The organism is Providencia sp. PROV003, from assembly GCF_045040775.1.
Taxonomy (GTDB): Bacteria; Pseudomonadota; Gammaproteobacteria; order Enterobacterales; family Enterobacteriaceae; genus Providencia; species Providencia huashanensis.
This window is the reverse complement of record NZ_CP096369.1, coordinates 1,023,421-1,037,821: the sequence shown is the minus strand read 5'-3', so window position 1 is coordinate 1,037,821 and position 14,401 is coordinate 1,023,421. Positions and strand designations below refer to the sequence as shown.

Below are 14,401 nucleotides of genomic sequence, written 5' to 3'. Positions count from 1 at the left end.
ACTCCTTTAGCGACTTTCACGCTGTTGGCTTCTCAAAAGAGAAGCTGTTTTTATGCGGATAAGCCCCGCAGTTTCAAATAGCCAATACAATAATTTTGCTAAAATCAGACAAAGTCCAAATATTAAGCAGAAGAAAACCACTCGTGAGACGAAAGAATCGACCCCTTCTCGCGCTAAAACAATAATGTTAAAGATGGCGCCGAAGCAAAAGGCCTGCATAATGGCGGCTTTATAACGGTTCGGTTCTTTTAGGCTCATGCCATAAATCCAGTCAAACCATTTTATAATTAAGCCAACGGCTATCGCGCCCAGCGGAATAAAAATCACACCGCCCATCACGACCAAAGAACCGATAAGCGTCGGTGAAATCGCCAGTCCTGAGTGATTATTTAGCACTTCCCACGTAAAATAATTAGCAGAGTTCAAAACGGTATCTGGCCGTTCTGGCCAAACCCAAGATGGGATAAAAACATAGAAGTCACGGATAATTGGCGCAAGGCCTTGGAAATCCATTTCATCATAATGGCTGAGTAGCAGAGCCAAGTTTTCCCACGGTGAGAAAGTATCTCGGGTCAAATATAAAAAAGTGTAATAAGCTTCTGCTCCGTTCACATCAAGGCCATAACGTTTAAGGGCAAGCCAGAACATACCAACAATACTAGCTACCCCTGCTGCAGCTAGCATCCACAAGGTGATCCAACCACGCACGATACCGATGAATAAAAACAAAGCAAAAGCGATGATAATATTCGCTCTTGTTCCACCCACGATAACATACGTTAAAAAGCCAAAGGCAACGGTACTCACAAGGAAGAATACCCAACGCTTTTGGGTTGGCCGTAAGAAATAAACGATCAACATCGCAGGAATAAAGAAATAGAAAAAGCGTTTTAGTGCGACACCGGACACTTGGCTAGAAAAGATTTGGCTATAAGATTTCAACTTAAACAATAAGAAACCATTTTGCATGAAGAAGATACCAACTGTTACTACAGCTATTAATATCAACAGCATACACGTTAGATTGGTTTCAACTTTGTTCATGCTAAACAGAGCACGCCCTGATACCTCTGTACGCTTCGAAATCCGCGTTTTATAGGCAACGTAATAGATTGCATAAAAGCTGGTCGCAGCTAACTGTGCATAAAGCAAATAATCCGCCGGTACCACTGCGACATCAAATTGGAATACCAAAGCGCAAGTTAGCGGAAAGCCAAAATAAAATGTTAATAAATACAACATTGAAAAGAAAATATTGAAATTAAAGCGAACACGCACAAACTCTTTATAAAGCAAAGTACCAATAAAAATAATTGATATCAGGTAGACAAATGCTAAGCCACCTAATTCTGCATGTGTCATGCTCGCTCCTCCGCGGCACTGAGAACATCTTTCCAACCCTCAGTGAAATTAGGAGCAAAGAATTCAATATGTTGTTTATCAAGTAAGCTCATTTGACGTTGAGCCTCATCCACCAGCGAGGTTGTCAGTTCATCACCATAGAAAAATACAGGTACATTCTGCGCAGTTAAATCCTGCCAAAATGTATTTTGCCTGCTTATCACAAATGGAACCCCAAACTGGATAAGTAAACAGACCGTCCCCACACCTTGTTGGCGATTAAAAATAAAATAGCCAAGGTCACAAGACTTCAGCAAATTAAGGTAATCATCAAATTCCATACGGTCTTTTAGAATTTGCACTTGCCCTGCGGTGAACTCACTGTTTGCTGCTTGTTCGACTTGCTGTATATAACCTTGGTTATTCGCTGGGTAGCCCATTGGGACAATAACGTTAACCTTATCGCCAAATTGCTGTTTAATCGCGCTCAGAGCCTCTACATGGCGATTAGAACGATCACCTGAGTTACCGAGTAAGATAGTTAATTGCTCACCTTCACGGGGCTTACGCTCAGTAATCGTCAATGCAGGGTCCATTCGAGTCGGAAAATACAAGACCGATGCAGGCACTTTCGGATTCGATTGATGGAAATAACACAAATCGCCACGTGTTGCCCCAACATGGCCGACTTTTTTCTGAGCCAAACGGCGCAGAATATAAAACAATTTAAACTTTAATGAGTTAGATTCCTCATAAAGATCAGCACCCCAAATATGCCACCAAAACTGATGGGATTTAATTTGGCCAAATAGCAATGCTAGCCAAATTGGTGCGTTAAATTGCCCATGGAAGAAAAACCGGGTCCGGCGCTCAGCTTTTGCCCGCTGGATCACGCAATTAGCAACCGACTTTTTACTACTAAAAACTTCTATTTCGAGCTGTGGATATGCGTCAGCAAGCTGCGCATCATCACTTACGACCATAAAATGCGGTTTTGTTGACGGTGCCATTTCTTGGCAAATTACGTTATTAAAAAACGTCAATACCGTCTGATTATGGTGTGGGAGGTTTGATCCCAGTACATGTATTAAGGTTGTCATGCTCGCCTACGGTAAATCAAAAATACGCAACAACAGAGAGTAAAATATACAATATAGGTGGCCATATATGCCTGCGTGGCCCCAACAGCGCCATGCTCTGGAATAAACCAATGTGCAAAAACCATCAATAGCACAAACTGGCTCACTTCAGTTAAAACATAAAAACGTAATGCGGCTTTGGCAATCACTAGATAGCCGAATACATAAGCCCCTACTTTCAGTACATCTCCAACTAACTGCCAAGCAAAAAGGTCTCTCATTCCTATAAATTTTTCAGAGAATAGCAACCAAATCGCAAAGTCACGCAATAACCAAACTGTGAAACTCACTACGGCCACTGCGGGTAAGACAAACTTCAATGCTTTGATGATCTCTGCTGAGATTTCACTTTTATGCTGCAAACGAGATAATGTTGGCAGCAAATAAACCGAAAATGTGGCGGTAATAAATTGCAAATAGGCATCAGAGATAGTAGTAACCCCTGTCCATAAGCCAACGTCATCCCAACTATAGGTTTGGGCCAGTAAATTTCGCATCATGATATAGGCAACTGGCAAAGTCACCGCAGTTAACATTGCCATGACGGTAAATTTACCCAAATTAGTCGCAATCGCTTTGTCCCATGCAGGTTTTAGCGATGACAACGCAAACTGTTTGCGTTTAATAACCATACCAGCCGCAGGTAATACGACCAATGCTGGCACCAATGCTAACCCTGCGAGTGCCCCTTCGTAGCCACCCACTAAATAGCATAAATAATAGGCAAAAACCCCAATTATGCTACCTAAAATAATCGCTAATGCATTAGCAGATGCGTCCCTATAGCCTTTTAGAATAGCCAAGAAATAATTTGAATAACCTATCCCCATTTGAATCAAGGCAACTACTTGAATAACAGAGCTATATTTCTCACTATCAAATAGCGCTACACTAATTGGCACACTGCAAAGTAAAAAAACAATCGCCAATAAGGTCGAAAAACCAAGGATAATCGTTGATGACGTCCCGAGTACTGCACGCAGTTTCTGTGGGTCTTGATGATGTTCCGCCACATATTTTGTGACACCATTAAAGATCCCTGCACCAGATAGTACCCCTAGTACCGTAATTAACTGACGGAAATTCCCCGCCAGCCCGACGCCACTAGGGCCAAACGAGACAGCAAATAATTTGACAATTAACAGGCCTACCCCAATTTTAATTAGGGTAGAGCCAGCAGTCCAAACCGATGCTTTAGCTAACGACATTAGGCAAAGAACGCTTTGATTCGCTCAATGACGACTTGTTGCTCGTCATCTGTCATATTGTAAAACATCGGTAAGCGTACTAAACGGTCACTTTCAGACGTTGTATATTGGTCTTCACCATGAAAACGACCAAACTCCAAGCCCGCAGGGCTCGTGTGCAATGCCACATAATGGAATACAGTCAAAATACCGTGAGATTTCATATAGTCATTAAACGCCGTACGCTCTTCCACATCCTTAAGCTTAATGTAGAACATATGGGCATTATGTTTCATACCTTCCGGTACTGTGGCTAAAACTAAACGCCCTGCTTCTGCCAGAGGTCGTAGCGCGTCGTAATAACGTTGCCAAAGCAGTAAACGGCGATCATTAATTTTGTCAGCTTCTTCTAATTGAGCCCACAAGTAAGCAGCTTGTAAGTCGGATAACAGATAGCTTGAGCCAATATCACGCCAAGTATATTTGTCGACTTGCCCACGGAAAAATTGGCTACGGTTGGTCCCTTTTTCACGGATCACTTCAGCACGATTGATTAAATCTTTATCATTTATCAATGTTGCCCCACCCTCACCACCCGAAGAGTAGTTTTTGGTTTCATGAAAACTATAGCAACCGATATGGCCAATGGTACCCAGCGCTTTACCTTTGTAGGTTGACATCACACCTTGTGCGGCATCTTCAATAACGAATAAATCATGCTTTTTGGCAATGTCCATGATGGTATCCATTTCACAGGCTACACCTGCGTAATGAACTGGCACGATTGCTCGCGTACGCTCTGTAATCGCCGCTTCAATTTTAGTTTCATCAATATTCATTGTGTCTGGACGGATATCAACAAAAACAATTTTTGCGCCGCGCAGCACAAATGCGTTTGATGTTGATACAAACGTAAAACTAGGCATGATCACTTCATCGCCCGGCTTAATATCGATTAGAATCGCCGCCATCTCTAATGAAGCAGTACAAGAGGGTGTTAATTGAACTTTCGGGCAGTCAAAACGTTTTTCCATCCACTCTTCACAACGTTTAGTAAAACCACCGTCACCACACAGTTTGCCACTTTCCATGGCTTGTTTCATATACTCTAATTCAGTACCTACAATTGGCGGTTTATTAAATGGAATCATGTTGTCCCCTGTATAACCAATATGCAGTGCTTGCAATGGCAGCACCACTACGTGAATAAAGATTTAATGCAGCAACATTACTGATTTGAGTGGCAACATTTAACTGTCTTTTTTGGTGTTGTACACACCAATCAAATGCGGCTGACATCAACTTACGACCCACTCCTTGCCCTGTCGCTTCTGGCACTTTCGCTAACAGCCCAATACGTGCTGTGTCTGCATCAAGATGGCGTAAACTCACAAACCCTAAAATTGTGCCAGATGCGTCTTTAACTAATAAACAAGTGTGATCAAACGTACCAAGTACTGATTTTTCTATCCATAAAGCATAAAACCGCCCGCTATCACCTTCATTATACCAAGGTGCTCGGAAGCGACTTTTGCTAAAGACAGAAGCAGCAGCTTGTTTCAGTGCAGGGATATCATCCACTTGCGCTGTAACAATATTATCTGCCGCTGTTAAACCTGCTTTAAGATAAGCATTTTCTGTGCCAATAGTGAGAGCAAAGTCAATTTCACCTTCAACAAAAGAAAACCCCATACTTGCTAAGTCATCGATTAGCCCCGTTTCAGACGCCGTGACTTTAGCCTGTACGATATCAAACTTATCCATTTGATAAGCAAGAATAATATTGGAGTTTTCCCCCGTGAAATTTAATTTTGCGGTCGAGCGTTGAAAAAAATCGCTCTCCCATTGCAAACTATCAATACTGGCGCGGACGGACACGTAATAAATCCTCTAAGTATTGCCCATAACCGGTTTTTTTCAGTTGCTCTGCTGAAGCCTGAACTTGCTCATCAGTAAGCCAGCCATTACGCCATGCTATTTCTTCTAAACAAGCAACTTTAAAACCTTGACGTTTTTCAACAGTTTGTACAAATGTGCCCGCTTCAATTAAGCTGTCATGCGTACCAGTATCTAACCAAGCAAAACCTCGTCCTAATAGCTCAACATTCAACTCACCGCGTTCTAAATACATTTGGTTAATTGAAGTGATTTCTAATTCACCACGCTCAGAAGGTTTTACTTGCTTAGCAAATTCAACGACTTGTTGGTCGTAGAAGTATAACCCTGTAACAGCCCAATTAGATTTTGGTTTTTTAGGTTTTTCTTCGATGGAGAGCACTTTAAAATCATCAGTAAACTCCACCACACCAAAACGTTCAGGGTCCATGACTTGGTAGCCAAATACGGTTGCCCCCTGCTGCCTTTGCGCGACTGTTTTTAATTTCGGGCTAAATGAATGACCAAAGAAAATATTGTCACCCAGCACTAAGCAACATGAATCCCCATTGATAAATTCTTCACCAATAATAAAGGCTTGTGCTAAACCATCCGGTGATGGCTGCTCCGCATAGCTCAACTCAATACCAAATTCATGTCCATCACCTAATAAGCGTTTGAACATGGGTAAATCGTCAGGTGTCGAGATAATTAAAATCTCACGGATCCCCGCTAGCATCAGTACTGATAGCGGGTAATAAATCATGGGCTTATCGTAGATAGGCAATAACTGTTTAGAAATGCCACGAGTGATTGGGTGCAATCGCGTCCCCGACCCTCCTGCTAATATAATACCTTTCATACTTTCACCTAATTGCCAAGACCTAAGCGCTCGCCGGCATAGGAACCATCTTGCACACGACGCCACCAGGTTTCGTTATTCAAATACCACTGCACGGTTTTGCGAATGCCAGACTCAAATGTTTCTTGGGGCTTCCACCCCAATTCACGCTCAATTTTTTCAGCATCAATCGCATAACGCATATCGTGGCCCGGCCTATCTTTCACATAGGTAATGAGATCACGGTAGTGAGCAACGCCTTGTGGTTTCTGTGGTTGTAGCTCTTCCAATAACTCACAAATCGCTTCTACCACTTCGATATTACGGCGCTCATTATGCCCGCCGATATTGTAAGTGGTGCCCGGTTCAGCTGTTGTTGCCACTAAATGCAATGCACGCGCATGGTCCTCAACAAATAACCAATCACGAATTTGCTCCCCCTTACCGTATACAGGTAATGGCTTGCCCGCTAATGCATTGAGAATAATTAATGGGATCAATTTCTCAGGGAAATGATATGGACCATAATTATTCGAGCAATTAGTGATCATGGTTGGTAAACCATAAGTCCTTTCCCATGCCCTTACCAAATGGTCACTCGATGCTTTAGACGCAGAATATGGGCTACTTGGTGCATAAGGTGTTGTTTCAGTGAAGAACCCTTCTGGGCCTTCTAAATCGCCATACACTTCATCAGTGGAAATATGATGAAAGCGGAATGCAGCTTTTTTTTCTTCATCCAATGCAGACCAGTAGGAACGCGCGGCTTCTAACAGTGTGTAAGTCCCTACTATATTGGTTTCAATAAATGCAGCAGGGCCATCAATGGAGCGATCAACATGGCTTTCAGCAGCCAGATGCATGACTACATCTGGTTGATATTGTTCAAATACTTTGTCTAGTGCCGTTCTATCACAAATGTTCACTTGCTCAAAAGCATAGCGGGGGTGACTGGCAACAGCCGCTAAGGACTCTAAATTGCCAGCATAAGTTAAACAATCAACCACGACCGCACTGTCGCCAGTGTTCTCAATGATGTGACGAACAACCGCAGAACCGATAAACCCTGCGCCCCCAGTAATTAATATGCGTTTCAACGCCACACTCCTTTTGTATCAACAACCCATTTTTGTGGAATAGCTGAACCTTGAATACCTTTAAACATATTGTGATCAACTAACATGAGGATCACATCCGCTTCATTAACGGCTTGTTCAATCGATACTAATTCAGAAATACCTTTTAAAGAGGTTGGTAATTCATGGATATGAGGCTCAACCGCATAGGTTTTACCCGGGTTCCAGTTCGCCACCATTTTAGTAATGTGCATCGCTGGGCTTTCACGTAAGTCATCAATATTCGGTTTAAAAGATAAACCGAAGCACGCAATCGTCACTTCGTTGGCTTTTTTACCCGTTTCCACTAAACAATCTGCAACCGCAGCTTTTACTTGATCAACTACCCAAATAGGCTTGCCATCATTGACCAAGCGCGCCGTATGAATTAAGCGGGATTGTTTTGGATTTTGCGATACGATAAACCATGGGTCAACTGCGATGCAGTGCCCTCCAACACCCGGTCCCGGCTGAAGAATATTAACGCGAGGGTGGCGATTAGCGAGGCTAATTAGTTCCCACACATTGATATCTTGTTCAGCACAAATCAATGATAATTCGTTTGCAAAAGCGATATTAACATCACGGAAGCTATTTTCCGTTAGTTTACACATTTCAGCTGTTCTGGAGTTGGTAATAACACATTCACCTTCAAGGAAAATGTTATACAACTCACTGGCTCGTAGGGAAGATTTTGGCGTCATTCCACCCACGACACGGTCGTTTTTAATCAATTCGACCATGACTTGCCCCGGTAATACACGCTCAGGGCAATATGCAACATCGATATCTGCCTCTTCACCAGCTTGATGAGGGAAAGTTAAATCAGGACGAGCCTCTGCCATCCATTGTGCCATTTGCTCAGTCGTTCCCACTGGGGATGTCGACTCAAGGATCACTAAATCGCCTTTTTTCAGCACTGGAGCGACCGACTCTGCCGCAGCCCTAACATAAGTGAGGTCAGGCTCATGCTCACCTTTAAAACGGTGTTGGCACAGCAATAAGATAAGCATCGGCAGGCTGTGGTGTAGTAAAGGCTTTCAGGTGACCTTCTTCAACGGCTTTTTTCACCACAACATCCAGCTCAGGTTCGACAATGTGGATTTTCCCCTGATTAATGGTGTCAACGGCGTGTTGATTAACATCTACACCAACCACTTGCTTTTTACGTGATGCAAAGGCTGCTGCTGTCGGTAAACCAATATAACCAAGGCCAATAACAGAAATAGTTTCAAAACTCATAATTTCACCTGATTACCTTTTAATGCTGCAAGAATACGCTGACATGCATGACCATCCCCATACGGGTTATGTGCGCGGCTCATTTCATGATATTCCGCGTCATCTGTCAGTAACCGATTAACTTCTTCCACAATTTTTTGTGTATCTGTCCCCACAAGGCGAACTGTACCTGCATCAACTGCTTCAGGGCGTTCTGTGGTGTCTCTCATAACCAAAACCGGCTTACCGAGAGAAGGAGCTTCCTCTTGAATACCGCCAGAATCCGTCAAAATCAAATAGGAATGATTCATCAAGTAAACGAACGGTAAATATTCTTGAGGGCTAATTAAAATAATATTATCAATGTCATGCAATATACGTTTAACTGGTTCACCCACATTAGGGTTCAAGTGAACTGGGTAAACAACTTGGACATCTGGGTGTGCTTGGGCAATCTCTGCTAATGCATGGCAAATACGTTCAAAACCACCACCAAAACTTTCGCGACGATGGCCTGTAACTAAAATCATTTTTTTGTTTGGGTCAATAAATGGATAATTAGCTGCCAATTTTTCCATCATATACTGGTCGCTCATCACTTTATCGCGCACCCACAATAGTGCATCAATAACCGTATTACCCGTGACAAAAATATGGCTATCAGGGATTGACTCTTTTAATAGATTTTGGCGCGAATTTTCAGTTGGAGCAAAATGATACATGGCCAAATGGCCTGCAATTTTACGGTTTGCTTCTTCAGGCCACGGTGAATAAAGATCACCAGTGCGTAACCCAGCTTCAACATGCCCGACTGGGATACGATGATAAAATGCGGCGAGGCTAGTCGCCATCGTTGTTGCTGTATCTCCATGAACCAAGACAACATCAGGTTGGAAATCAGCAAAGACAGCTTTTAACCCCTCGAGAATACGGCATGTAATATCGGTTAAATCTTGCCCAGGTTTCATAATATTGAGATCATAATCGGGAGTGATCTCAAACAGTTTCAGTACTTGATCTAGCATTTCACGATGCTGAGCGGTGACACATACTTTTGCTTCAAAAAATTCATCCGCAGCAAGTGCATGAACCAACGGTGCCATTTTAATAGCTTCAGGCCGTGTGCCGAATACAGTCAATACTTTCACAGTGACTCTCTTATATTTATCTTTCGCAGTGTGCTGCTTTTGTAATCTTAATGACTTCATAATGCCACTGATGAAAACATCAGTGGCATATCCCAAAATCAAGATGGGCGACGGCGAGCAAGTACCACTCCGGCACCAACTAACAACCCTATGGCTCCCCAAAGAACCATCATAAAGGCTCGACGAGGACTATCGCGTTTTACGGGGTCTTCAGGAGTCCGCAGGTAGCGATATGCTTGGAAATTATCTTGGAGAGTTGGTCCTACGCTCAATGTTGATAACATGGCAATATTTTGATCATAATCGGTATCATGATCAGGACCTGTAGCTTTCAATGTTTCAATTTGTGCCTGTAATAATGGGGCACCTAACATGAACATTTTAGAGTCAGGGAGTTCATCCACTGGTGTTGTACTTTGATTACGCACAATACCTTGTTTTTCCGCGACTTTAAGTGCTTGTTCTAAGACATTCAGACGTCTTTCATAAGCCGCGTTGGCAACCATATCTTCACGCTTAACTAAGGCTTTCATGGATTGCATTTTAGTTGCCCAAGTACCTTTAATTTCATCGTTCAGGTTCGTTGTTGCGCGTTGATTCGCAAACTGAGTGTACTGGCGCAATAATTGATTCGCATCTGCTGATGTTTCAGCCACTAACTTAATACTATCTGTTAGGTTTTTGATTTCATCGGCGGGAGTAAATTCAATATTATTGATGAGTTCATCCAATAATGCAGCATCCGCTTTTGGGTCATTTTCCAAGCGTTGCTTATAGTAATCAGTACTCAACCAAAATTGACGGCGTGTATCATAAGAACCAAGTTGTTTTGTAAACTCTTGGTACGCTTCTTTTGCGATCGTCGGTAATTGCCCTTCTTGCCCGGTATTATTTATACGGGAATCGAGGTTGCGCAGAAATTGCTGCTGAGAGTAATAGCTTCCCAGATTATTTACAGTTGGTAAATCCGTGATTGCGGTTGCGCTCCACTTGGGTTGCATAAAATAAGATGCTCCCAATGCAATTGCAGCAAAAATAACTGCAAATGCAATGATCCAAATTTTGCCTTGCCACAATGAGCGGCATAAACCACGGATATCCAATTCCGGCTCTATTGGTGTTTGATGCTGACTCGGTTGTGTTTCTGAGTTATTCACTGCACAGAACCTCTATTTTCGTTTTGTCGTTACCGTACTGCACCTCGACGGACTCTACGTCTAACTCGTTTAATAAAACGGGCGACTTTCCAAGCTCGTTTGATGCAATAACCATACATCATAAATACAAGCAAAAATAATGCCAACATTACCCACTCTGGTACAAATGTTAACCTTTCGCCAATAATTCCGATACATGCCAAGATAGCTGCAGATAAAGTAATCAATACAAATGCACCTTTTGGCGTGAAACCGGAACGCATAATCAAATGATGAATATGTTGGCGGTCTGGTGAGAATGGACTCATACCTTTACGAATTCGGCGATACATAATGGCAACCATATCCATTAATGGGATCGCAATAATCCATAAAGCTGTTACTGGGTTAATAGGGTGAACTTCTTCCTGAGTTGAAGCGACTAAGATCCAAATAATGGTGAAACCGATCAAAGTACTTCCTGCATCCCCCATAAATACTTTAAAACGACGCCCTAACACGCCTAAATTTAACAGAATATAAGGAAGGATAGCTGCAATAAAGGCAAAATACCAAAAGGCTAATGCAAAATTACCATTTTGATAAAGTAAAAAGCCGAGTGCCCCAAAGGAAACCGAAGATACCCCCCCAAGTAACCCATCAATACCATCAACCATGTTAAATGCATTGATTGCAGCCCATACGGCAAAGAGAGTGACAATATAACCAAATGGACCAAGAACGAGTTCCCATGGCCCAAATGCATGGCCTAATGATTCAAGTTTTAGCCCTGCTGCTGTCATCATAACAACCGCAACAATTGCTTGGATCCCTGCCCTTAATTTTACACTAATATCAAACCTATCATCTAGCGCACCGATAAAGACCAATAAACCTGCACAACTGATATACAGCCATTTATGGGGTATATACTCTTCAGTTATATAAAACGCAAAACAGATCCCAAAGAAAACGGAAATTCCCCCAACAAGAGGAACTAATCCTACGTGCTTTTTCCTGAAGTTAGGCTTATCAACTAACCCGATTTTTATCGCAACAACTCGGGCCAGAAAAATAAAGGCTAACGAAAACAAGAAAACGTAGAAGAGGTTGGTTACAAAGTGTATGGTGTCCACTGTTCGACTCTCTTAATCTTTATATTTAACTTTCAAAACTAAATTTTTTTTGGTGAATGCCGATAAGTAAGCAAGCGCCAATGCATTATCATCTTGGCAATAAAATCCGCTATAAGACGAATCTTCATTCGTACAAAGACTCCTATAACATTATCAATATACACACTACACGTGTGTTTTTAATTCGATAACGAAACATTTCCAAGTTTATACTTTATAGCTGCAATATGCATGCCATAAAATCAATACGCTAAAATAGAGTTAATCAATTGACCATTAAATAATCATTTAAAGATTAAATAATAAAACGCCCTAAATAAATTTAATTTCAATCACAAAAATATATAAAACCAATTAATTTCTTTAAATTCAATGAACTAAAAGAAACCCATTGTTTTGTATGTCTTTAATTATTGTAGCGTAGAGAATATACACTTGTTTAACTAATACAGCGTGTAAATAAAGAAATAAAACATAGGGTTAATTTATCTAAACTAACACCATACAACAATAAATATCATTTATAGCTTATTTTATAACTTCATTTTTTGTATTCAGCAAAGATATGGGTGCAAAAAAATAGGTGCCAATAATGGCACCTATTTATAAGATTTGAAAATCTTAGCTGCTATGCTCTTTTCATGAAGTCAAAAAACTCTTCATTTGTTTTAGTCATTGCGAGTTTACTAATGAGGAACTCCATCGCATCGATTTCACCCATAGGATGAATAATCTTACGTAAGATCCACATTTTTTGTAGCTCATCTTGCGACGTCAGCAACTCTTCTTTACGGGTACCAGAGCGGTTGTAATCGATAGCAGGGAATACACGTTTTTCTGCAATCTTACGAGAAAGATGCAATTCCATGTTACCTGTACCTTTAAACTCTTCATAGATAACTTCATCCATTTTAGAGCCGGTATCGACTAACGCAGTCGCAATGATTGTTAGGCTTCCACCTTCCTCAACGTTACGAGCAGCACCAAAAAAGCGTTTTGGGCGATGTAATGCGTTGGCATCAACCCCACCGGTTAATACTTTACCGGATGAAGGAACGACGGTGTTATATGCACGAGCAAGACGCGTAATGGAATCAAGTAAGATAATAACGTCTTTTTTATGTTCAACCAGACGTTTAGCTTTTTCAATCACCATTTCAGCAACTTGAACGTGACGTGCAGCTGGCTCATCAAAAGTCGAAGCAATAACTTCACCTTTAACTAAACGCTGCATCTCTGTCACTTCCTCTGGACGCTCATCAATAAGCAGTACCATCAGAACGCAATCAGGGTGGTTATGTGCAATGTTTGCTGCAATATTTTGCAGTAACATTGTTTTACCTGCTTTAGGTGGAGCCACGATCAAACCACGTTGCCCACGACCGATTGGTGCAGCTAAATCCAGTACACGCGCAGTTAAATCTTCCGTAGAACCGTTACCGCGTTCCATACGCAGACGACTATTGGCATGTAATGGTGTTAAGTTTTCAAAAAGGATTTTACTGCGGGCATTTTCAGGTTTGTCGAAGTTAACTTCGTTGACTTTCAGGAGGGCAAAATAGCGTTCACCTTCTTTAGGAGGACGAATTTTTCCTGAAATTGTGTCACCTGTACGTAGGTTAAAACGGCGGATTTGGCTAGGAGAAACGTAGATATCATCAGGACCTGCGAGGTAAGAACTATCAGCTGAACGGAGGAAACCAAATCCATCCTGCAATATTTCCAGTACGCCGTCGCCGAAAATATCTTCTCCACTTTTTGCATGCTGCTTCAAAATAGAGAAAATAATATCCTGCTTTCTCATACGGGCTAAGTTCTCTAGCCCCATGTTTTCGCCTAACGTAATCAATTCTGATACTGGCGTATTTTTTAATTCGGTAAGATTCATAATGGTGGGTTCTTTAACTCGGGGTAATTCTCGAACTATGAACGTAAATTGACGGCAACTTAATAACTAAGTGCCAGTTTAACTTTATACAGCCCTGTTGGTAACGGATTCATCATACGCTCACAACAATGCATAAAAATTTTTGCTAGTCATTACTAATGATTTTTCTAACATGTGACTACGATTCACCTGAAAGATGTTCGGTATATTATTAGAAACACACACAACATTAGCAATAGTTTTTTGTACATTTAGGACAACATCTATCCCAATATCGCAAATTTAACGCCAGAACCGCATTAAATAACACATTTGAACTGAACGTTAACTTTTCCCAGTTTGTTACTATCCCCTAAGATCTAATAACATTAGAT

At 41.6% G+C, this 14,401-nt stretch carries 11 protein-coding genes and 1 pseudogene; all 12 read right to left on the bottom strand.

What is annotated here, in order from left to right; genetic code table 11:
* Nucleotides 1–6: 6 nt before the first annotated feature.
* The 12 genes and pseudogenes from wzyE to rho all read right to left on the bottom strand — a co-directional run bounded on the left by wzyE (nucleotide 7) and on the right by rho (nucleotide 14,027).
* Nucleotides 7–1,362 carry an ECA oligosaccharide polymerase gene (gene wzyE, locus M1F14_RS04675; protein WP_042845876.1) on the bottom strand — a complete coding sequence of 452 codons (1,356 nt, stop codon included), beginning with the start codon at nucleotides 1,360–1,362 and terminating at the stop codon, nucleotides 7–9.
* The gene (locus M1F14_RS04670; protein WP_042845878.1) at nucleotides 1,359–2,441 is read right to left on the bottom strand and encodes a TDP-N-acetylfucosamine:lipid II N-acetylfucosaminyltransferase; all 1,083 of its coding nucleotides are present in this window, start codon (nucleotides 2,439–2,441) and stop codon (nucleotides 1,359–1,361) included. The genes wzyE and M1F14_RS04670 overlap by 4 nt, the downstream gene beginning before the upstream one ends.
* Complete coding sequence (gene wzxE / locus M1F14_RS04665; protein ID WP_181468831.1) at nucleotides 2,438–3,688, bottom strand: lipid III flippase WzxE; 1,251 nt, start codon at nucleotides 3,686–3,688, stop codon at nucleotides 2,438–2,440. The genes M1F14_RS04670 and wzxE overlap by 4 nt, the downstream gene beginning before the upstream one ends.
* A complete protein-coding gene (rffA, locus tag M1F14_RS04660; RefSeq protein ID WP_042845881.1) occupies nucleotides 3,688–4,818 on the bottom strand; it encodes a dTDP-4-amino-4,6-dideoxygalactose transaminase in 1,131 nt (376 codons plus the stop codon). The genes wzxE and rffA overlap by 1 nt, the downstream gene beginning before the upstream one ends.
* Complete coding sequence (gene rffC, locus M1F14_RS04655) at nucleotides 4,805–5,545, bottom strand: dTDP-4-amino-4,6-dideoxy-D-galactose acyltransferase (RefSeq protein ID WP_166687219.1); 741 nt, start codon at nucleotides 5,543–5,545, stop codon at nucleotides 4,805–4,807. The genes rffA and rffC overlap by 14 nt, the downstream gene beginning before the upstream one ends.
* Nucleotides 5,523–6,404: a glucose-1-phosphate thymidylyltransferase RfbA gene (rfbA, locus tag M1F14_RS04650; protein ID WP_048605787.1), complete on the bottom strand. Its 882-nt coding sequence runs from the start codon at nucleotides 6,402–6,404 to the stop codon at nucleotides 5,523–5,525. Before rfbA ends, rffC begins: the two co-directional genes overlap by 23 nt.
* An 8-nt stretch (nucleotides 6,405–6,412) precedes the next feature.
* On the bottom strand, nucleotides 6,413–7,480 hold the full coding sequence (gene rffG / locus M1F14_RS04645; protein WP_042845886.1) for a dTDP-glucose 4,6-dehydratase: 1,068 nt from the start codon (nucleotides 7,478–7,480) through the stop codon (nucleotides 6,413–6,415).
* Nucleotides 7,477–8,740 (bottom strand): annotated as a pseudogene (wecC, locus tag M1F14_RS04640) (UDP-N-acetyl-D-mannosamine dehydrogenase). Before wecC ends, rffG begins: the two are co-directional and overlap by 4 nt.
* The gene (gene wecB / locus M1F14_RS04635) at nucleotides 8,737–9,867 is read right to left on the bottom strand and encodes a non-hydrolyzing UDP-N-acetylglucosamine 2-epimerase (protein ID WP_048605856.1); all 1,131 of its coding nucleotides are present in this window, start codon (nucleotides 9,865–9,867) and stop codon (nucleotides 8,737–8,739) included. Before wecB ends, wecC begins: the two are co-directional and overlap by 4 nt.
* A gap of 98 nt (nucleotides 9,868–9,965) precedes the next feature.
* Nucleotides 9,966–11,024, bottom strand: a complete 1,059-nt coding sequence (gene wzzE / locus M1F14_RS04630) for an ECA polysaccharide chain length modulation protein (protein WP_042845890.1) — start codon at nucleotides 11,022–11,024, stop codon at nucleotides 9,966–9,968.
* Between the two features lie 29 nt (nucleotides 11,025–11,053).
* Nucleotides 11,054–12,139 carry a UDP-N-acetylglucosamine--undecaprenyl-phosphate N-acetylglucosaminephosphotransferase gene (gene wecA / locus M1F14_RS04625; RefSeq protein WP_181468832.1) on the bottom strand — a complete coding sequence of 362 codons (1,086 nt, stop codon included), beginning with the start codon at nucleotides 12,137–12,139 and terminating at the stop codon, nucleotides 11,054–11,056.
* A 628-nt stretch (nucleotides 12,140–12,767) separates the two neighbouring features.
* Nucleotides 12,768–14,027, bottom strand: a complete 1,260-nt coding sequence (gene rho, locus M1F14_RS04620; protein WP_042845893.1) for a transcription termination factor Rho — start codon at nucleotides 14,025–14,027, stop codon at nucleotides 12,768–12,770.
* Nucleotides 14,028–14,401 lie beyond the last annotated feature (374 nt).

Excerpts from the sequence above, each read along its gene's own strand:
- rffA (WP_042845881.1), bottom strand. The coding sequence starts at position 4,818 with ATGATTCCATTTAATAAACCGCCAATTGTAGGTACTGAATTAGAGTAT.
- rho (WP_042845893.1), bottom strand. The coding sequence starts at position 14,027 with ATGAATCTTACCGAATTAAAAAATACGCCAGTATCAGAATTGATTACG.
- rfbA (WP_048605787.1), bottom strand. The coding sequence starts at position 6,404 with ATGAAAGGTATTATATTAGCAGGAGGGTCGGGGACGCGATTGCACCCA.
- wzyE (WP_042845876.1), bottom strand. The coding sequence starts at position 1,362 with ATGACACATGCAGAATTAGGTGGCTTAGCATTTGTCTACCTGATATCA.
- wzxE (WP_181468831.1), bottom strand. The coding sequence starts at position 3,688 with ATGTCGTTAGCTAAAGCATCGGTTTGGACTGCTGGCTCTACCCTAATT.
- M1F14_RS04670 (WP_042845878.1), bottom strand. The coding sequence starts at position 2,441 with ATGACAACCTTAATACATGTACTGGGATCAAACCTCCCACACCATAAT.